The organism is Kitasatospora sp. NPDC053308, assembly GCF_055585785.1.
Genome location: NZ_JBVJJY010000021.1, coordinates 57603 through 75722, shown reverse-complemented (window position 1 = coordinate 75722; position 18120 = coordinate 57603). Strand labels below are relative to the sequence as shown.

Sequence of the window (18120 nt, the reverse complement as noted above, 5' to 3'; positions counted from 1 at the left end):
TGGCCGCCGTCCGACGCGTCGGGGTGCGGGAGGGGGCGGATCAGGTGCCGGCGAGCGGGAGCGAGGCGGCGACGACCTGGCCGAGCGCCACCGCCCGTTCGAGAGCCTGGCGCAGCAGGTCCTCGCGGGGCTGGCGACCGACCATCCCGGCCGGGACGGCGTACATGGTCACCTCGGAGAGCTGGCTCGCCGCCATCCGCCAGGCCTCGGTGACCTGGAGCGGCTGGTGCGCCTGCCACCACCCCGTGCTGCCGCCGGCCGCGGCGGGCTGCAGGATCGCGTGCAGCTTGCCCATCGCCACCAGGACCGACCAGCCGGGCAGCTGTTCCGGCGTCTCGTCCAGGTCGGTGACGGGCTGGAAACCGGCGTCCTGGAGGAGGTCGAGGAACTCGTCCTCGCCCGACGTGCTGCCCGGGCGGCCGACCGGCCCGGTGGGCTCGACGACCAGCGAGGCGTGGCCGACCTTGCCGTGCAGGACCAGCCCGCAGGTGATGCCGAGGATGGCGGCCTGCCCGGGGGCGGTCGGCTGGGGAGCGGAGCCCGCGGGGGCGGTCGCGGAGGGAGCGGCGCCGGTGAGGTCCGGGGTGCTGGTCTGGGCCTGGCTGATGCTGCGGACGGCGCCGGCCAGTTGCTCCTCGGAGACCGGGACGACCTGGGACGGAATGCAGCGGGCGTGGGCGAAGGCGAGCACGGCGGTCTCGTTGCCGACGAACAGCACGGTGCTGGTGGGCTCCACGTGGGTGTCGCCGGGGGTGCGGCAGGAGGTGCACTCGTAGCTGTCGGGGGCGCGGTCGCCGCCGAGTAGGCGGTCGGCCTCGTCGTCGCCGATCTCGGACCGGACCTCGTCGCTGACGTCGAGCATGCGCGGCACAGGGTCTCCTCGGATGGGTGTGCGGTTGGGTCTTCGGGCGGACACGGAGAGGGCGACATGCCCAACGGGCCCTTGTGTCAGGCGTCACGGGTGCCCGCCGAGGCTGACGGGAATTGCTCCGGATCCGACCGCAGCGCGTGTTCTCGTGGTCGCAATCTGTCGATGTCGGTGACGGGACTGCCGAAGTAGGGCGGTGAGGTGGGTCACGCTGCACCGATGTTTGATCTAGGAATCAACGGTTAAATCCGACATTTCGGACAGGATTGTGCGGCCCTTACCGCCGGTAACCCTTCGCTGAGCTGGGCAGACCGTTCAAGTTTTGAATTCCTTGCCGACCGGCTCGTAGCTTCTTGGTCGGCGCAACGAGCGCCACCCGGGTTCACCCCCGACGCACCGCCCCCCGGTCCGCCGGACGCGGCAGGTGCCCGCCGACGCGATCGCTCGAACAGGGCGTCGGCGAGCGGTTGGTGGCCGGGGCGGCAGCGGCACGTCCGACACGTGCACGGCCGTCCGACGGACGCGGCAAGCGAACGCGACCCTTCACGGGGTCTGGTTCCGCATGCCCGCCCGGGGCTGTCGAGAGGAACCTCATGACTTTCCGTAACGAGACCGCCGCTGCCACCACCTCCACCGCCACCAAGCGCAACCGCGTCCGGATGGCTGTCGTGGCGGGCGCCGCTGTCGCGGCCCTGCCGGTGGCCGGCCTCGTCACGGCCACCTCGGCCTCCGCCGCCTCCGTCTCCACCTGGGACGCCGTCGCCCAGTGCGAGAGCGGTGGCAACTGGGCCATCAACACCGGCAACGGTTTCTACGGCGGTCTGCAGTTCACCTCCAGCACCTGGGCCGCCTTCGGTGGCACCGCCTACGCCTCGCAGGCCAACCTGGCCACCAAGGCGCAGCAGATCGCCGTCGCCGAGAAGGTCCTCGCCTCGCAGGGCCCGGGCGCCTGGCCCGTCTGCTCCGTCAAGGCCGGCCTGACCAAGGGCGGCGCCCCGGCCGCCGTCGACACCTCGGCCGGTTCGACCGCCGCCAAGCCGGCCGCCCCGGCCGCGAAGCCGGCGCAGGCCCCGAAGGCCGCCGCGGCTCCCAAGGCTGACGTCGCCCCGAAGGCCGCTGCCCCGAAGGCTGCCGCTCCGAAGGCCGACAACGGTGCCAAGGCCTGGACCGGCTCGAACGACGCCAAGCCGGCCAAGGGCAACTACACCGTCAAGTCCGGTGACACCCTGAGCTCCATCGCGGCCGCGCAGGGCCTGGACTGGCACGACGTGTACAAGAACAACGCCAAGGTCATCGGTGGTAACCCCGACCTGATCTTCCCGGGCCAGACCCTCAGCATCTGAGCCCCCGGGCACCTGACCAGTCGGGCATCTGAGCAGCCGGGCATCTGGTTCATCTGGCGTCCGGGCGTCCGGGCGTCTGACCTGCCGGGCTTCCTGGGCGACTGACACGGGCTGCTCGTGCTGCCCACGGCGGCAGCTCCCACGGCCGCTCCTCCCTCACGCGGGTACTCCGCCGAGTGGAGGAGCGGCCGTCGGCGTTCCGTGGCGGGCGGCGCGCTTCGTGCCTAGGGTCGGCTGCCGTGCCGCATGCGCGTGAGGAAGGCAGCGGCCGGGCCGTGGTGCGGTCCGGCCTCGTCGTGGTTCTGGTGCTGGCCGTCGCCGCGGGCGGCGTGCGGGCCGGCGCGGCCGTTCGGGTCGCGGACCTGGTGTGGGACGAACTCGCCGACTGCGAAAGCGGTGGCGACTGGCGGGCCGACACCGGGAACGGCTACTACGGCGGGCTGCAGATTCGGCCGTCCACCTGGGAGGAGTCCGACGGCCTGCGCTTCGCCGACCGGCCCGACCGGGCCAGCCGACGGGAGCAGACGACCGTCGGCGAGGTGATCGTGCGGCGGCAGGGGTGGCAGGCATGGCCTTCCTGCGCACGGGAGTTGGGGCTGAGCGGGGGCGGAGGCGGGGGCGAGGCTGCGCGGGAGTAGCGGAGGGCTGAGTCCGGGTGCTCTCGGGCGGGCCCCGGGAGGGGGTGCTGCGGGAGGATGGTGGGGTGATCCAGGGCGAGTTGTTCGGCGATCTGCCCGGGGCCTCCGGGCCTTCCGGAGCGGAAAGGTCCTCCGGAGCCTCCGGCATGTCCGGCGTGTCCGGAGTCTCCGGTGCTTCCGGGGAGCGGGCGGGTGGGCGGTACGAGCCCGCCCCCGGCGCCGTCGTGCTCCCCGGTTGGCTGGACCTCGACGCGCAGCTGCGCCTGATCGCGGCCTGCCGGGAGTGGGCCCGCCCGCCGGCCGGCCTGCACGAGGTGCGGATGCCCACCGGCGGAATGATGTCCGTCCGGATGGTGAGCCTCGGATGGCACTGGTACCCGTACGGGTACCGGCGGGTCGCCGAGGACGGCGCGCCCGTCAAGCCGTTCCCGCCCGAGCTGGGCCTCCTCGCCCGCCGGGCCGTCGCGGACGCCTACGGGGAGGATCTGCCGGAGATCGCGGGTGCCGCGTCGTACGCGCCGGACACCGCGATCGTCAACCACTACGCGTACGGCGCCAAGATGGGCCTCCACCAGGACCGCGACGAGCGGACGGACGCGCCCGTGGTCTCGCTCTCGCTCGGCGACCGCTGCGTCTTCCGGCTCGGAAACACCGAGACCAGGACCCGGCCGTGGACGGACCTGGAACTGCGCAGCGGGGACCTGCTGGTCTTCGGCGGCCCGGCCCGGTTCGCGTACCACGGGGTGGTGCGCACCCTGCCGGGGACGGCGGAGCCGGAGCTGGGGCTGGTGGGGCGGCTGAACATCACGGTGCGGGAGTCGGGGCTGGGGGCGTAGGGCGTCCGGCCGGGTCGCTCCTCGGCCTCTTCGCGCCTCTTACGTCGTCGGCCGCCTGCCGCCTGCCGTCTGGCGCCCGCCGTCTTCCGTCGACTGTTCGTTCACTCGTTTACTCGTTCGAGTGAACCGGGGGCTCGGGCGCGCAGAGCGGGAATGACCCGGGTCGTCGGAGAATTCGAGTGAGCTGGAGAATTCGATCGAGAGTCCGCATCCGGAGGGATCGGAGCTCGAAGCTCGGAGAGGGAGCGTGTGCTCATGGGAACCCCCGTCGACGACCTGGTGGATCTGCTCGACCTGGAGCAGATCGAACTGAACATCTTCCGCGGGCGCAGCCCCGAGGAGGCGCTGCAGCGGACGTTCGGCGGACAGGTCGCCGGGCAGGCGCTGGTCGCGGCGGGCCGCACCGTGGAGGACCAGCGCCCCGTGCACTCGCTGCACGCCTACTTCCTGCGTCCCGGTGTGCCCGGCGTGCCGATCGTCTACCAGGTCGACCGGATCCGGGACGGCCGCTCCTTCACCACCCGCCGGGTGCTCGCCATCCAGGGCGGCCGGTCGATCTTCGCGCTCACCGCCGACTTCCACAGACCCGAGGAGGGCGGCATCGAGCACCAGTACCCGATGCCGGAGGTCGCCGCCCCGGAGAAGTTGCCCAGCGCGCTGGAGGAGGTCGGCTCCCGGCTGGGCGAACTGCCCCCGTTCATCAGCCGCCGCCAGCCCTTCGACGTCCGGTACGTCGACCGGCTGCGCTGGACGAAGGAGGAGCTGGCCGGCGTCGAGGCGCGCAGCGGCGTCTGGCTGCGCACCAACGGCCCGCTGCCGGACGACCCGCTGATCCACGTCTGCGCCCTCACCTACGCCAGCGACATGACGCTGCTGGATGCCGTCCGGGCCCCGGTCGAGCCGCTGTGGGGCGAACGGCACTTCGACATGGCCTCGCTGGACCACGCGATGTGGTTCCACCGGCCGTTCCGCACCGACGACTGGCTGCTGTACCAGCAGGAGTCCCCGATCGCGCACGGAGCGCGCGGCCTGGCCCGCGGGCAGATCTTCGACCGTACCGGGCAGCTCGTGGTGTCCGTGGTGCAGGAGGGTCTGTTCCGGCCGCTGAAGAGCCGGGAAGGGTAGGCGGCGGGTGAGCCGCGGCGCCGACGACGGGCTCGGCCACCGGGCGGGTCACCGGTCGGACCGCGGGTGTCGGCCGCAGGTGCCGGCCGCGGGTGCCGGCCGCGGGTGTCGGCCGCCATGTGTATGCGGCGTGTGTGCGGCGCGTCGAGCGGTGTGTCGGTGCGTTGCCGCCCGATTGCGGTTCGGACGGCTCCGGACCGGCGGGAATGATCCGCCCGACCGGGCGGCGTTGTGGATGACCGAGACGGGCGGCCCGAACGGCGGGCCGTCCGCGGACCGACCGGGAGGGTGGACCGATGACGGCGACGGCCGCGGAGGACTGGAAGCACTGGAGCGACAGCCGGGCGGCGTCCGTGAGCGCGCCGCACGGCCAGGCCGCACTCACCGGCACGCACTGGCTGGAGTCCGAGCCCGCCGAGATCCCCGGCCTCCCCGGGCGCTGGTGGGCCGACGGCGAGGGAGTCCGGCTCCTGGCGTCGGCGGCTGACGGCATCACCGTGGCCGGCGCGGACGGGCCGGTGGACGGCGAGGTGCTGCTGCGCCCCGACAGCGACCCGGCCGCCGACACCGCCACCCTGGGCGACCTGCTGCTCGTCCCGATCGAACGCGAGGGTGAACTGGCCCTGCGGGTCTTCGACCCGGCCTCGCCCCGCCGCACCGCCTTCGCGGGCATCTCCGCCTACCCCTACGCGCCCGAGTGGGCCGTACCCGCCGTCTTCACGCCGTTCGAGGACGAAGCCCGGTCGGTCGTGGTCCCGAACGCCGACGGCAAGGAGCGACCGCTCGCCGTCACCGGGCAGATCGCCTTCACCGTGGCCGGTGAGCACCGCACGCTGACCGTCAGCCGGTCGGGCAACCGCCTCAGCGGCGTGATCGCGGACGCGGGCAGCGGCATCGACACCTACCGCTTCCGCTTCATCACCCTGCCGGCGCCGGACGCCGACGGCCGTACCGTCCTCGACTTCAACCGGGCCTACCTGCCGCCGTGCGCCTTCTCGGACCACTTCATCTGCCCCTTCCCGCCGCCGGGCAACCGGCTGGACTTCGCGGTGGAGGCGGGGGAGAAGCAGGTGCTGACGCGGTAGGACGGCTGCTCGGCCGGGTCGGCTGGCCGGTGGCCCGCCAGGCGGCGGTGGCGGGCCGAGGGGGCCCCGGTGCCGGAGCGGCCGGGGGCGGGGCGGAGCATGGGGAACCATGTCGAACGATCAACATTCCGGCTCCGCCGCGTCGGCGGACACGGCTCCCGGCGCCCCGGCCTGGCCGGATCCGGTGGACGGGCTCGATCCGGCGGTCGGGCCCGTGACCGCCGACACCGCGCTGACCGAGGCCGTCCCGCCCACCGCCGGAGCCCTGCCGGACGATCCGGTGGCCACCTCCGCCGCGCCCTGGTACCGCCGGGCCTTCGCCGACCTCAGCCCGCTGCGCGACCACGCCGACTACCGGCGGGTGTGGCTCGGCCAGGCCGTCTACTCGATAGGCCAGCAGATGACGGCCGTCGCCGTCTCCGTCCAGGTCTACGACCTGACCGGGTCCGCCTTCGCGACCGGCTTGGTCGGCATCTTCTCGCTCGTCCCGCTGGTCGTCCTCGGCCTCTACGGCGGAGCGATCGCCGACACCGTCGACCGGCGCCGCCTGGGCCTCATCGGCTCGGGCGGCCTGGCGGCCGTCTCCGCCGTCCTGGCCGCACAGGCCTTCGCCGGACTCGGCCTGGTCGCCGTCCTGTACGCCGCCGTCGCCGCCCAAGCCGGGTTCTTCGCCCTCAGCTCGCCCGCCCGCTCCGCGATGATCCCTCGACTGGTGCCCTCCCACCAGCTCCCGGCCGCGAACGCCCTGAGCACCGTCAGCATGAACCTCGGCCTGACCGTCGGCCCCATGCTCGGCGGGGTCCTCATCGGCGCCTACGGTGCCCAGGCCGCCTACCTGCTGGACACCTTCGCCTTCACCGGCACCCTCTACGCGATGTGGCGCCTGCCCGCCATGCGCCCGCTCGGCGAACGCAAGGGCCGTGCCTCCGTCCTCGACGGCCTCCGCTTCCTGCGGGAGCAGCCCAACCTGCGCACCAGCTTCCTCGCCGACCTGGCCGCGATGGTCTTCGGCATGCCGCGCGCCCTCTTCCCCGCCATCGCCGTCACCTTCTACGGCGGCGACGCCGGCACCGTCGGCCTGCTGGTCTCCGCTCCCGCCGTGGGCGCCCTGATCGGCGCACTCTTCTCCGGCTGGGTCGGCCGCGTGCAGCGCCAGGGCATCGCCGTCCTCGCCGCCGTCGCCGCCTGGGGCCTGGCCATCGCCGCCTTCGGCACTCTTCACAACCTCTGGCTCGGACTCCTGTTCCTCGCCGTCGCGGGCTGCGCCGACACCGTCAGCATGATCTTCCGCAACACGATGATGCAGGTCGCCGCCCCCGACGAGATGCGCGGCCGACTCCAAGGGATCTTCATCGTCGTCGTGGCCGGCGGCCCCCGCCTCGGCGACTTCGAGTCCGGCACCGTCGCCGCCCTCACCAACCCCGCCACCTCCGTGATCAGCGGCGGCCTCGCCTGCGTCGCCGCCGTCCTCCTCCTCGCCGCCCGCCGCCCCGCCTTCCTCACCTACGACGCCCGCCACCCGACCCCCTGACTCGCGCGCTCCCCCGAAACCTGGCAGCGAGCACCCCCCGACGTGCTGTATTGTTTTCCACGTCGCCGGGACAACCGGGGACAAGGTCGAGAAGCCCACAGCAGAGCCCCCCAGGCCCTGGCTGCGGGCGCCGAGACCACGGGACGTGGCGCAGCTTGGTAGCGCACTTGACTGGGGGTCAAGGGGTCGCAGGTTCAAATCCTGTCGTCCCGACAGTGATGTCGGAGCCCCGCTGACTGGACGAAGGTCCAGGCCAGCGGGGCTTTTGCCGTTTCCGAGGCTGGGTCAGCGGACGAGCCGCAGGTGGCGGCCGGGGGACTCCGGCGGGACCACTTCGGGACCAGGGGCCTCGCGGGGCCCGCTCAGGTGCGCGCTCAGCGCGTCGCCGGCCAGCTCGATCGAGCGCCGGTCCGGGTGCAGGTACCGCTGCGTGGTCGTGAGCGACCCGTGTCCGGCGATCTTCCGCAGGACGTGCAGCGGCACCCCGGCGTCGGCCATCCACGTCAGCCCGGTGTGCCGGAGGTCGTGGCGCCGCAGGTGCTCGAATCCGAGCGCGACCACCACCTCGTCCCAGTGCGTCGCGTCCCGCAGGACGGCGGTGGTGATCCGCCCGCCCCGCGGCCCGGTGAACAGCCGCGCCATCGGGTCCTGGTCGATCACGTCCAGGCGCCAGGCAACCAGCTCGCGGATCTCCGGGATCAGCGGCACCGTCCGGCGCCGCTTGCCCTTGGTCCCCTTGTCCGTCAGGCCGCCGGGGGCGGTCGTGGTCTGCCGGCACAGGTCCCACGTCCACCGCTTGCGGTCGATGTCCTTGCGGCGCACGCCGGAGACCTCGCCGATCCGGGCCGCCGTGCACGCCGCGAAGCGCACCACGTCGCCCCAGCCGCGGAACTCCCCGTGCGAGCGCAGGACCAGGGCGGTCGCGAGCTTGTCGAGGGTCTCCCAGTCCGGCAGCGCGAGGGCGCGGGGGTCGTCGAGTTCGTCCTCGGCGCGCTGGTACTCCCGCTGCCAGCCGCTCACCTTGGCCGGGTTGGCGTCGATGACACCGTCCCGGACGGCCTGCTCCATCACGCGCACCAGCACGGCGAGGGTGTTCTTCACGGTGGAGCGGCCGGCCTCGTCGGCGATCCAGCCGTACACGGCGCGGTCGATCACGCCGTTCGTGACGGTGCGCAGAGGCAGGTGGCCGATCGTCGGGACGATCCGCAGCCGCCAGCCGGCGCGATACGGGTCGAGGGTCTTGGACTCCAGCCCGCGCAGCGCCAGTTCCATCACCGACTCGCCGTACTCGGCGAGCGGCATGGTCGCGGTCGCCGGGGTCACGCCGCGGCTGGCCAGCCGCTCCATCCCGGCGATCCAGGCCTCGGCCTCCTCGATCGTCTCGGACATTTCCGAGCGCGACCGCCGGTCGCCCGACACGGGGTCGAACCACCGGACCCGGCCCCGGTAGGGCTTCGGGTACTCGGGGCGGTGCTCGATGTCGGTCGACAACTTCACGCCGATCGGCGGGTTCTGCTGGGGCATCAGGCCGCCTCTCCGGGGACGATGCGGCGGGACTTCAGCCAGGCCTCGACGTCGGGAACGCTGTAGACGGTGATGCGGGAGCTCAAGCGGACGAACGGCGGACCCTGCATGGGCTTCGAGGTGCGCCAGCGGCGGAGCGTCGAGTCGTCGACTCCGATGAGCGCGGCAACCTCCTCGGTCGAGTACCACCCGGCACCGAGAAGGCCACTGGGCCCGGCGGACGAGGGGTCGGGCCGGTTGAGGGAGCCCAGCAGCTCGGCCACCTGCGCGAGAGTAAGCATGGGTTCGGGCATGACTGCCTTCCGAATGACGAGTGCGGACGCTGGTTGCGGACAATGACGAGCCCTCCTGTGATCAGCACGCAGGGCGGTGGTTCGAGCGAGCCGGGGCTTCTCGCAGTCCGCGATTGTCCTAGGTGGGGATTTCTGCGTCACTGCGTCATGTGCGTCACCCGGGCCTCTGACCTGGTGTTTTGCGTGACGCAGCGGTCTGGCGTGCGTCACGGGCTGCGTCACCGCATGACGCAGCCCGTGACGCGGTGACGCAGCGGTGACGCAGCGGCCGTCGTCTGCGTCACGCCCGTAGTCGCTGGTCAGGGGCCGTTTTTCGGCTCGCGTGACGCAGGTGACGCAGCGTCTTCCTACTTAGGAAAAAAAGGAGGAGCTGTTTGCTTGTAGTCGGGTGCGCCTCAGAGCGAAAGAAGGAGCCGCTTCGCGGCGCGTCCTTTGAGCGGCTTCGCCGAACAGCAAGAAGAGCACCCGGCGCCGGTGCTCTTCTTGCTTGTCCGGTCGGTGAGGCGCGGGTCAGACCAGCCGGGGCTGTTCGTGCGGGGGCGGGACGGCCGGGTGGGCCATTTCGAGGTAGCGGCCCTCATGGGCGCGGCCCGTGTCGATCAGGACACCCCGGGCCGCGAGCGTCGGCTGGAGGCGCTTGAGCCGGTCGGAGAGCACCTTCCCGGTCGTCGGCCAGCCTTTGGGCAACGGGCGGAGGTCGTCGCCGCTGTAGACGCGGCCGAGCACCTGCAGCCACTCCGTGGACGTCATGCGCTGCGCGGTGCCCATCTCGATGGTCTCGGCGTGCTTGAGGACGGTCTGCGCGAGGAGGTCGCCCTCGATCACGTCGTCGTTCAGGTCGTCCAGGCTGGCCCGGTAGGCGGCCAGCGCCCCGAACCCGGTCGCGGCGTCGAGCTGCGCACACAGGTGGGCGAAGTCCGCCATGCGCAGGTCGGTGGGCGTCTCCGCTTCGGCCGCGCGGACCTTGACCGTGAGGTCGAGCAGCGACCCGAGCACGACGGGCAGCACCTCCGCGTACTCGGCCCACAGCTCCGCCTCGGTGCGCCGGACGCGGGGCCGCTCCAGCCGCAGCGGCAGGAGGCGTTCGGCGAGGTCGGGGCGGATGACGCCGACGTCGATGCCGGTCAGCAGCAGCGGCCGGCGATAGGCGGAGCGGTGGACGTCCCCGTCCGTGAACAGCGCCCTCTTGACGCTCTCGGCGCCGGTCACGATGCAGCACATGGCGTCGGACAGGTCGGGGCCCATGTGGGAGAGGTTGTCCAGGGCGGTGACCCATCCGGCGGCGACGGCGGCGATCAGATTCTCTTCGTCTTTCGGGGCCCGGCGCAGGTCACCGCTCATGCCTTCGATGATCCGCACGAGCATCCGACCGCCGGTGGACTTGCCCGCGCCCTGGGGGCCGGTGAGGAACGGTGCGGGGACGGGCACGCCCGGCGAGAGGCAGCCGATGAGCCAGGCGAGGGCCAGGCATTCGGTCTGGGCGTTGGCGAAGTTCGTGAGCCTAAGCATGAGGTCGATGCCCTTGCCGTCGGTGTCCTTGGCCGGCAGCGGGAGTTCGCCGGTGAGCTGGGTGCGCTTCCAGCAGACCTCTCGCGGGTCCGGGGTGGTGATGTTCCAGCCGGTGGGGTGGATGCGGACGGACAGGCCGTCTGCGCGCCCGAGGTCGAGCCAGGTGGCCCCGTCGAATCCGGGGGCGACGCGGATGTGGACGGGCTGCACGTCCTCGGACAGCGCGAGTGCCTCGATCAAGTCCAGAGCCTCCTTGAGTGCGGTTCCGTTGAACACGCCGACCCCGTCCCGGTAGAGGCCGACCATGAGTTCCTGGCGGTGGCTGCCGGTGGTGCCCTGGGAGCGGATCGGCCGGGCCACCGGGTGGCCCACCTTCTGGGCGTAGACGGTGCCATCGGCGGTGCGGAAGTACCGGAAGTGCCGCTGGGCGTAGTCGGCGATGATCTCGCGGGCCGGGGTCTTCTCGTCCTCGGCCACGGCTACATCCCCAGCCTGTGGACGGCGTTGGCCCACGCGTCGGCACAGTGCCGCGGGGACTCGCCTCGGGCCTGCGCGGCGGCGAACAACCGGGCGGTGTGCGCCTCGGTCAGGCAGCCGCACCGGCCGTGCGTGGACAGCACGGCGAGGAACGTCGCGAACACCGTGCTGTGCACGGCGGCCGCGGCTTCGGTGATGCGCTGCTCGGCCATGGCGATGCCGCGCTCCAGGAAGGCCGGCCTGCGGTGGGGGCACAGCCCGCCCCGGGCCGGGGCCGGCACCGCGACGACGGCCGGCCGGGCAGCCGCGGGCGCCTTCACGACCAGGGCGCGGACGACGTCCGGCAGCGCGGTCAGCGGGCCGGTGCCGGGGCCGAGCCACCGGGCGTAGGCCATGGACGACTTGATGTCCACGCCGGACCGCACGGCGTTGGCGGAGGACATGGCGCCCCGGTAGAGCCAGTGCTCGCCCCGGGTGGTGGCGACGGTCCGGGTCGCGGGCAGAGCCTCCCGCGCCCATGCGATGGCGTCCCTGTTGTCGAGGTCGACGACGGTCCACCCGGCGCCGCCGGGGTGGTAGGCCACCGCCTCCGCCTGGCCCCACGCCCGCGTCCACGCGGGGGAGTTGATGACGTCGGGGTCGGTCGTGGCGGCGGCCCAGCCGTGGCACGGCGCCGGGCACTCGCATGGGCCCGGCGTCTTCATGTTCGGCCGGCCGCCGCACGCGTTGCCGACGCAGGCCGGGCAGTTGCCGAACGGCACCTTCCCGGCTCGCAACGGCAGCACGGGCACGCCGTCGGCGGCCAGGGAGAGCGCGACGGGCAGGTGCTCTCCCCGGATGCGGGTGGGTTGGGTCATGCTGGAGGTCTCCAGTTCTCTAAGACGGTGCTGGATTGGCGGCGGCCCCGTTCTTGGCGGGAGGGGGCCGCCGCTGCCGTTCGCTTCAGGCGGCTTGCGCGGCGATGGCGTTGAGCTGCCGGGCGGCCTGCTGGCCGATGAAGCGGCTGTAGGCCGGGGGGATGCACTCGCGGATGCCGTCGCGGTTCATCCACGGGACGGTGAGGGCGCTGCGGGCGTGGGGGACGCCGGAGAAGTTGCCGACGAAGTGGCCGAAGTGCCCGGGCGGGATGGGGCGGCCCATCTTGGCCTGCGGGGCGGTGTGCTCGGGGTCGTCGGGGGCGGTGAGGGTGAGGCCTCCGCCGGGCTCGAACCACCGGTGGCGGTAGGTCGGCAGGGCGAACATGGCGCCGCACAGCATCACCGGGTCGTGGAGTTTGGGCAGGGCGCCGCCGACGTTCTCGATCACCCACGGCCGACCGGTCCTGGCGAGGGCTTCGCGGGTGGGGCCGATCAGGTCGGGGTGCTGGTTGCGCTGGATACGCTGTGTCTCGCTGTCGTGCTGGCACGGCGGGGAGGCGTGCAGGAAGTCGAAGCGGTGCCCGTAGCGGGCGGTGAAGTCGACCGCGTCGGCCTGCACGAAGCGGAAGGGGTAGCGGGGCTGCGGGTCCTTGTCGATGCCGAGGACGTCGAATCCGGCGAGGTAGTAGCCCATGCCGGCGCCGCCCTGGCAGCAGTACGTGTCCAGGAGGGTGAGGCCGTTCCAGGGCCGGGCGGGCAGCCAGTCGGCGGCCGGACGGATCGGAGTGTCCACAGGCGGCCCTCTCAGGCGGCCCGGCGCGCACCGGCGCCGGTGAACGGCAGGACGGTGGCGAGCCGGGCCGCCGGGGCGGTGACGGCCGGGGCGGGGGCGCCCTCGCCGCCGTCGGGCGGTGCGGTCTCGGTGGTGGCGGCGCGTTCGGCGGCGGAGGCGGCGAGCGCCTGCCGCACGGTGGCGCTGTCGGCGCGGGAGCCGCGCTGGGAGAGGACGACGGGGATGCTGAGGATGGTGCCGGGTGCGATGAGGACGGCGGTGGCGATCAGGTCGCTCGTGGTGCTCACTGGGTGCCTCCCGTGGTGGCGTGGGCGAGGACGTCGAGCAGGTCGGTGCCGAGGACGGCGAGACGCTGTTCGATGGCGGTCCAGGATTCGGGGTCGATGTGCATGAGGGCGGCGAGGGCGGCGGCGGGCTGGTGGTCGGCGGTGGCCTGGAGGGCTTCGCGCAGGTGGACGGCGGCGAGCGGGCGGATCGCGGCGGGGGTGTTCATCGCGGGCGCCGGTTCAGGTGTGGACGAGGTGGGCGACGGCGGCGATGAAGGTGTTGACCGGGTCGGCGAGACCGGTGCCGGCGGTGGTGAAGCCGGACAGCCAGATGATGGCGGCGGTGCCGAGGGTGGTGCGGCGGGCGCGGACGAGGACGATGGCGATGATGGCGAGCAGGATGGTGACGCTGATCGTGACGGCCATGGTGGGCGGTCCTTCCGGTGCGTCGTGGTGACGGGCAGTCATGGGATTGTGTGGGGCACACGCCGTGTCGGGCGTGTGGGGCTGGGGGTGGGTCCGGGGGCCGGACCCGGGGTTCGTGTGGGGCGTGCTGTGTGCCCCACACGGGCCACACGGGCAGGTCAGAGGGCCACACGCGTCTGTGTGGGGCACACGGCCGTGTGTGGGCCTGTGTGGCCCTCGCTGTGTGGCCCTGTGTGACCTTTGGCGGCTACTGGCGGTAGCGCTTGATGGCCTCGTCGAGGGTGTGGGCGTAGAAGCCGGCCTTGCTGGCGCCGTCGATGCGGACGGTGCCGGCGCCGGGCCGCTCGACGCCCACCGCGCGCAGGAGGGCGTTGAGTTCGGCGCCGAGGGTCTGGGCGTCGGCGTCCAGCGCGGTGGCGAGGTCGGCGATGAACATGCGGTCCGAGCCGTCGGTGGTGATGGCCGCGTGGGCGCGTACGAGCAGCCGCGGCGCGGGGTCGGCGGCCGGGGTGTCCTTGCGCGGTGAGCCGAGGTTCAGGCCCTGCGGCTTGGCACCCGGGAAGGCGATGACGTCCGCCAGTTCCTCGGTCGGCTCGCCGCCGGGGCTGGTCCTGGGTTGGTCGCGGAGGGCGGAGAGGTTCAGCCCGCCGCCGACCGGTGCGGGCGCGCCCGCCGCCGGGCTTTCGGCGGCCGGGGCGGGGGTGGGGATGGTCGGGGTGGTGCCGGTGGCGTTTTCCCAGAGCCATCCGGCGCGTTCGGGGCTCCAGCGGCGGGTGTAGTCGTCGCCGGCGGCCCGGGCGGAGACCGGGTCGAGGCGGGGGCGGCGGGCGTTGGTGGCGAGTACGACGTCGCGGACCATGCTCGGGGACGTCTTCCAGCCCTTGAAGCCGGTGGGGGCGAAGCCGTCGGCGCCGGCGTCGCCGATCACACCGCAGCCCTTGGCGCGGAGCTGGCGGGTGTCGACCTTGGCGCCGGGCCAGAGCTTCTGGACGTTGTTCCCGGCGGACTCCCCGGAGGTCAGGGCGACGCCGACCGGGGAGAACTTGCGGATCGCGGTGTCGCCGATCGCGGACACGTTGCCGTCCACGGCGGTCAGGACGAACCGCAGGCCCATGGCGCGGGTGGTCCGCATCGCCTTCTTCACGCCCTCCTGAAGCGCCTTCATCGTGCGGTCGGTGAACGACGCGGCGGACAGCAGCTCGGCGCCCTCGTCGACCACGACCATGATCTGCGGCAGGTTCGCGGAGATGGGCAGAAGCGTGGTGTCCTCGGTGTCCATCAGGTCCTGGTAGCCCTGCTGGCGGGCGGCGTTGATCCGCAGCACGGCCTGGATCATCAGCAGTGCCTCCTCGGGGGTGGAGGCGAGCCAGTCGACGCCCGGGCGGGTGTCCGCCGGGGGCCGTTCGGTGCCGGCCTTCGGCGCCCGCAGACCCTGGGCTTCCAGCCACGGCCGGACCCACGGGATGCCGACGGCGCCGGCCTTGAGGTCGATCACCCAGGTGAGGACGTCGACGCAGCGGGCGAACCCGGCGAGGACGGCGTCGATGAACGTGGACTTGCCGGAGCCGGGCGGGCCGAGGATCAGCGCGCACGCCTCTCGCAGCAGGACCTCGGCGGTGTCGGAGTTGGGCAGCAGGCCCCAGGGGATGCCGGTGAGGATGGACAGGGCCGAGTAGTCGTCGGGGTAGGGGTAGTCCTGGGCCATGACGTTGACGCTGGCGATGTCGAGGACGACGCGGCCCTGCCGGTCGCCTTCCTCCACCCACACGGTGCAGCCGAGCGGCAGGCGGGCGTCCTGGGCCAGGGCGCGGGCGTGGCCGGCGATGCGGTCCCAGGTGGCGGAGCCGCCGGGCAGTTCGGCGGCGAGGGAGAACCCGGCGCCGGTCTTCCAGAACTCGACCGCGAACACCGTGACCTGGATCCCGGTGACGCGCTGGATCCGGTCGGCCCACTCGGCGGCGACGGCCTCCCGCTCGCCGTTGAGCTTCTGGGCGGCGGCGCGGGCCTCGTCGCTCAGCCGCTCCAGCTCCACCGCTTCCTCGCGGATCGCGCAGTCCGCGGCCATCGCGCCGATGCCCACGCCGAGCGCGGCCAGGGTGCCCGCGGCCGCCCAGGACAGGGGGCCGGTGGTGATGGCCCAGGTGGTCCAGCCTCCGGCGAGCAGCCACGAGGCGGAGCGGGTGGCCATGGTGCGGCCGGTCAGGCGGCGCCGGACGCTCGCGCCGATGCCGTGGCCGAGCGCACCGGCGGCGCCGACGGCCAGCGGGATGCCGGGCGGCATGTGGGTGGCGGCGCCGAGGAGGGCGAGTGCCCCGGCGCCGGTGGCGGCGGAGATCGCGCCGGAGACGGGGCCGTGGGTGGCGGCCCAGTCCAGCGGCGGCACCCACGTGGTCGTCGGGTCGGGTGTCTTGCGGGGCTTGGGTTTGGGGGCGGCGGCCGGGGTGATGGGGTCGGACTGGTTCACGGTGGCTCCAGGCAGCAGGACGACACGTGGGGTTGGTGCGGGGATGGGGCGGGCCGCCCCGGCGCGAGGTGGCGGGGCGGCCCGGTGGTGCTGCTTGTGCGGCTGCGGGGGCTACTGGTTGGCGCCGACGTCCCACATCTGCTCGCCGGTGCGGGGGTCCTCGTTGCGGGCGATGTCGTACTCGTGGGCGGTGCGGAAGGCCTTGCCGACCTCCTCGGCCGCGCTGACGGCCTGCATGAGCAGCGTGTAGACCTCGTTCAGGCCCTCGCCGACGGACTTGTCGAGCGGGAACTCCTCGTCGGAGCGCTCCGACAGGACGCGGAAGGTGTTGGCGACGGACTCCAGGCCCTGCGGCATGGACTCGATCGCCGCCAGCACCTGCATCATCCCGTCGGGGTTGTAGTCCAGCGCCGCCGTGTACATCTCGGAGGCGACCTCGGCGAAGCTGAAACCGGACTCGGGGGTGTCGGACATGGCGCCTCCCTGGGCGTTTCGGTGCGTGTTCTTCGGAGCGCGCGGCACCTTGCCGGACACGCTCTTGTCGATCGCGCGGTCCACGATCAGCTCGGCCTCGGCCAGGGCCGCGCGGATCGCGTCGTCCCGCCCGGAGCGCTGCTCGGCGGCCTGGGCGACCAGGTGCCGGTAGACGCGCCGGCCGGGGTGCATCAGCCACGGCACGCCGAGCTTGCGGCCGAGCGGGGTGGTCACCATCCCGACCAGCCCGACCGTCCCGGCCAGCGCCGCGGCCCACAGTCGGCGGCCGTGGAACCGGGCGGCCGAGCGCACCAGCTGCTTGCGGGCGTCACGGCGAAGCGCCTTGCGGCAGACCTCCCGGCGGGCCTCGGCGACCTTGCGGTCGGCCGTCTCGTCGACGGCGGCGCGGGCCTTGCCTCGGGCTTTGTCCAGGCCCCGGCGCACCAGCGCGGCGGGCTTGGCCAGCATCCGGGCGACCGGCCCCCGCTCGACGTCCCGGCGCTCCCGGGCGGCGGCCTTGGCGTCGCGGCGGGCGTCCGCGACCGACCGGCGGGCCTCGGTCTGCCCGGTGCGTCGCTCGGCACGGGACGGCATCGCCGCCCGGTCCGCCGCCCGGATCGCCCGCACCTCACCGACCCGGCCACCCAGACGCCCCGCACGGCCCGCCACCTTTCCCGACGGCGACGACCGCAGCACCCCACCAGCGGCCGGGCCGCGCTCAGCGGAACCGCGGGATCCAGCCCCCGCCAGAACGGAGCGCCGGGCCGAACCCTGACGCTCGCCCGCGCCGGACTGTCGGGGCTGGTCGGGATTCCGGATCGGGCCCGGCCGACCGGCCGCGCCACGGCCGGTGCTGGCGGTGGCGGTACGGGTACCGCCCGGCGTCCGCACCGGACCGGGACCCGTGGGCGAAGCGGAAGCGCCTGGGGCGGTGCGGGACTGACGCGGCACCCCGGCCGCTCCGCCGCCCCCACGGCCCTGCCCGGAGGCGGCCGTGGCGCCGGGGCGTCCCGGCCCACCGCCCGAACGGCGTGGCCCGGCGGGCGACTTGACGAGCGACAGGTGCGGGGCGTGCTGACCTCCGGCTCCCTGGGGCGCCGGCCCGCCGGAACGCTGGGCAGCGGCGGCGGCGCGCTGGGCGGCCTTCGCGGCGCCGCGCCGGGCCGCGCGTCCGGCGATCGCGCTGGTGGCGACCGTCCCGGCGGTCGCGGCGAGCGCGGCCAGCGGGCCGGACGTCAGCACCGCCGCCGACGCCACCCCGACCACACCGTTCAGCGTGGTCACCGCGAGCGGCACGGCCGGCAGACCGCCCCGCGTGTGCGGAAGCGGAGAAGCCCCACCGGCGCGGGCGCCAGTCGGCGCGGCGGGCACTGGGGCCGGGCCGGTGGGGGGCGGGGTGAGGGGCGGGGCACTGGGGGACGGGGAGGGGTTGGTGTTCACCATCGTTCTCCGATCCGGTTCAGGCCGCGTGTCAGGCGGAGGCGATGAGGGCGGCGGCGGTCTCGAAGGCGTGGTGCCACGCCTGGTCAGTTGACTGCACTAACTCGGTGACCGGCTCGACTCGGTGGCGGCAGTTCTGGAGCATCTGGGCATGTCGTTGTCGCATGAGAT

At 73.5% G+C, this 18120-nt stretch carries 18 protein-coding genes and 1 tRNA gene; 7 read left to right on the top strand and 12 right to left on the bottom strand.

The window, feature by feature from the left end:
* Nucleotides 1–40: 40 nt before the first annotated feature.
* Nucleotides 41–871: a hypothetical protein gene (locus ACZ6Y7_RS32250; protein WP_465761473.1), complete on the bottom strand. Its 831-nt coding sequence runs from the start codon at nucleotides 869–871 to the stop codon at nucleotides 41–43.
* Between the two features lie 590 nt (nucleotides 872–1461).
* On the opposite strand from ACZ6Y7_RS32250, the gene ACZ6Y7_RS32245 reads away from it, so the two are divergent.
* The 7 genes from ACZ6Y7_RS32245 to ACZ6Y7_RS32215 all read left to right on the top strand — a co-directional run bounded on the left by ACZ6Y7_RS32245 (nucleotide 1462) and on the right by ACZ6Y7_RS32215 (nucleotide 7639).
* Complete coding sequence (locus ACZ6Y7_RS32245; RefSeq protein WP_465761472.1) at nucleotides 1462–2211, top strand: transglycosylase family protein; 750 nt, start codon at nucleotides 1462–1464, stop codon at nucleotides 2209–2211.
* A gap of 239 nt (nucleotides 2212–2450) precedes the next feature.
* Nucleotides 2451–2849: a transglycosylase family protein gene (locus ACZ6Y7_RS32240; protein ID WP_465761471.1), complete on the top strand. Its 399-nt coding sequence runs from the start codon at nucleotides 2451–2453 to the stop codon at nucleotides 2847–2849.
* A 146-nt stretch (nucleotides 2850–2995) separates the two neighbouring features.
* The gene (locus ACZ6Y7_RS32235) at nucleotides 2996–3685 is read left to right on the top strand and encodes an alpha-ketoglutarate-dependent dioxygenase AlkB (RefSeq protein ID WP_465761470.1); all 690 of its coding nucleotides are present in this window, start codon (nucleotides 2996–2998) and stop codon (nucleotides 3683–3685) included.
* A gap of 255 nt (nucleotides 3686–3940) precedes the next feature.
* Nucleotides 3941–4810, top strand: coding sequence for an acyl-CoA thioesterase (locus ACZ6Y7_RS32230; protein WP_465761469.1), 870 nt, complete (start codon nucleotides 3941–3943; stop codon nucleotides 4808–4810).
* Between the two features lie 296 nt (nucleotides 4811–5106).
* Entirely contained in the window at nucleotides 5107–5895 is a 789-nt protein-coding gene (locus ACZ6Y7_RS32225; RefSeq protein WP_465761468.1) for a DUF1684 domain-containing protein, read from the top strand.
* Nucleotides 5896–6004: 109 nt separating this feature from the next.
* Nucleotides 6005–7426, top strand: coding sequence for an MFS transporter (locus tag ACZ6Y7_RS32220; protein WP_465761467.1), 1422 nt, complete (start codon nucleotides 6005–6007; stop codon nucleotides 7424–7426).
* Between the two features lie 139 nt (nucleotides 7427–7565).
* A tRNA-Pro gene (locus tag ACZ6Y7_RS32215) sits at nucleotides 7566–7639 on the top strand.
* Nucleotides 7640–7711: 72 nt separating this feature from the next.
* Here ACZ6Y7_RS32215 and ACZ6Y7_RS32210 read toward each other — a convergent pair.
* The 11 genes from ACZ6Y7_RS32210 to ACZ6Y7_RS32160 form a co-directional block, all read right to left on the bottom strand.
* Nucleotides 7712–8950 carry a tyrosine-type recombinase/integrase gene (locus ACZ6Y7_RS32210; RefSeq protein ID WP_465761466.1) on the bottom strand — a complete coding sequence of 413 codons (1239 nt, stop codon included), beginning with the start codon at nucleotides 8948–8950 and terminating at the stop codon, nucleotides 7712–7714.
* A complete protein-coding gene (locus ACZ6Y7_RS32205; protein WP_465761465.1) occupies nucleotides 8950–9213 on the bottom strand; it encodes a helix-turn-helix transcriptional regulator in 264 nt (87 codons plus the stop codon). The genes ACZ6Y7_RS32210 and ACZ6Y7_RS32205 overlap by 1 nt, the downstream gene beginning before the upstream one ends.
* 540 nt (nucleotides 9214–9753) lie before the next feature.
* Nucleotides 9754–11229: an ATP-binding protein gene (locus tag ACZ6Y7_RS32200; RefSeq protein ID WP_465761464.1), complete on the bottom strand. Its 1476-nt coding sequence runs from the start codon at nucleotides 11227–11229 to the stop codon at nucleotides 9754–9756.
* A 2-nt stretch (nucleotides 11230–11231) separates the two neighbouring features.
* A complete protein-coding gene (locus ACZ6Y7_RS32195) occupies nucleotides 11232–12086 on the bottom strand; it encodes a bifunctional DNA primase/polymerase (protein ID WP_465761463.1) in 855 nt (284 codons plus the stop codon).
* A gap of 85 nt (nucleotides 12087–12171) precedes the next feature.
* Nucleotides 12172–12780, bottom strand: coding sequence for an SAM-dependent methyltransferase (locus ACZ6Y7_RS32190; protein WP_465761502.1), 609 nt, complete (start codon nucleotides 12778–12780; stop codon nucleotides 12172–12174).
* Nucleotides 12781–12890: 110 nt separating this feature from the next.
* Nucleotides 12891–13166: a hypothetical protein gene (locus ACZ6Y7_RS32185; RefSeq protein ID WP_465761462.1), complete on the bottom strand. Its 276-nt coding sequence runs from the start codon at nucleotides 13164–13166 to the stop codon at nucleotides 12891–12893.
* Nucleotides 13163–13372: a hypothetical protein gene (locus ACZ6Y7_RS32180; protein ID WP_465761461.1), complete on the bottom strand. Its 210-nt coding sequence runs from the start codon at nucleotides 13370–13372 to the stop codon at nucleotides 13163–13165. Before ACZ6Y7_RS32180 ends, ACZ6Y7_RS32185 begins: the two co-directional genes overlap by 4 nt.
* A gap of 13 nt (nucleotides 13373–13385) precedes the next feature.
* Entirely contained in the window at nucleotides 13386–13571 is a 186-nt protein-coding gene (locus ACZ6Y7_RS32175; protein WP_465761460.1) for a hypothetical protein, read from the bottom strand.
* Nucleotides 13572–13818: 247 nt separating this feature from the next.
* A complete protein-coding gene (locus ACZ6Y7_RS32170; protein ID WP_465761459.1) occupies nucleotides 13819–16035 on the bottom strand; it encodes a hypothetical protein in 2217 nt (738 codons plus the stop codon).
* A gap of 111 nt (nucleotides 16036–16146) precedes the next feature.
* Nucleotides 16147–17103: a hypothetical protein gene (locus tag ACZ6Y7_RS32165; protein ID WP_465761458.1), complete on the bottom strand. Its 957-nt coding sequence runs from the start codon at nucleotides 17101–17103 to the stop codon at nucleotides 16147–16149.
* Nucleotides 17104–17980: 877 nt separating this feature from the next.
* On the bottom strand, nucleotides 17981–18115 hold the full coding sequence (locus tag ACZ6Y7_RS32160) for a hypothetical protein (RefSeq protein ID WP_465761457.1): 135 nt from the start codon (nucleotides 18113–18115) through the stop codon (nucleotides 17981–17983).
* Between the last annotated feature and the right edge of the window lie 5 nt (nucleotides 18116–18120).

What these genes read in the sequence shown, in the direction of transcription:
- ACZ6Y7_RS32245 (WP_465761472.1), top strand. Translation starts at nt 1,462, where the DNA reads ATGACTTTCCGTAACGAGACCGCCGCTGCCACCACCTCCACCGCCACC.
- ACZ6Y7_RS32235 (WP_465761470.1), top strand. Translation starts at nt 2,996, where the DNA reads ATGTCCGGCGTGTCCGGAGTCTCCGGTGCTTCCGGGGAGCGGGCGGGT.
- ACZ6Y7_RS32230 (WP_465761469.1), top strand. Translation starts at nt 3,941, where the DNA reads ATGGGAACCCCCGTCGACGACCTGGTGGATCTGCTCGACCTGGAGCAG.
- ACZ6Y7_RS32225 (WP_465761468.1), top strand. Translation starts at nt 5,107, where the DNA reads ATGACGGCGACGGCCGCGGAGGACTGGAAGCACTGGAGCGACAGCCGG.
- ACZ6Y7_RS32220 (WP_465761467.1), top strand. Translation starts at nt 6,005, where the DNA reads ATGTCGAACGATCAACATTCCGGCTCCGCCGCGTCGGCGGACACGGCT.
- ACZ6Y7_RS32210 (WP_465761466.1), bottom strand. Translation starts at nt 8,950, where the DNA reads ATGCCCCAGCAGAACCCGCCGATCGGCGTGAAGTTGTCGACCGACATC.
- ACZ6Y7_RS32195 (WP_465761463.1), bottom strand. Translation starts at nt 12,086, where the DNA reads ATGACCCAACCCACCCGCATCCGGGGAGAGCACCTGCCCGTCGCGCTC.
- ACZ6Y7_RS32190 (WP_465761502.1), bottom strand. Translation starts at nt 12,780, where the DNA reads ATGGGCTACTACCTCGCCGGATTCGACGTCCTCGGCATCGACAAGGAC.
- ACZ6Y7_RS32180 (WP_465761461.1), bottom strand. Translation starts at nt 13,372, where the DNA reads ATGAACACCCCCGCCGCGATCCGCCCGCTCGCCGCCGTCCACCTGCGC.
- ACZ6Y7_RS32175 (WP_465761460.1), bottom strand. Translation starts at nt 13,571, where the DNA reads ATGGCCGTCACGATCAGCGTCACCATCCTGCTCGCCATCATCGCCATC.
- ACZ6Y7_RS32165 (WP_465761458.1), bottom strand. Translation starts at nt 17,103, where the DNA reads ATGCCGTCCCGTGCCGAGCGACGCACCGGGCAGACCGAGGCCCGCCGG.
- ACZ6Y7_RS32160 (WP_465761457.1), bottom strand. Translation starts at nt 18,115, where the DNA reads ATGCGACAACGACATGCCCAGATGCTCCAGAACTGCCGCCACCGAGTC.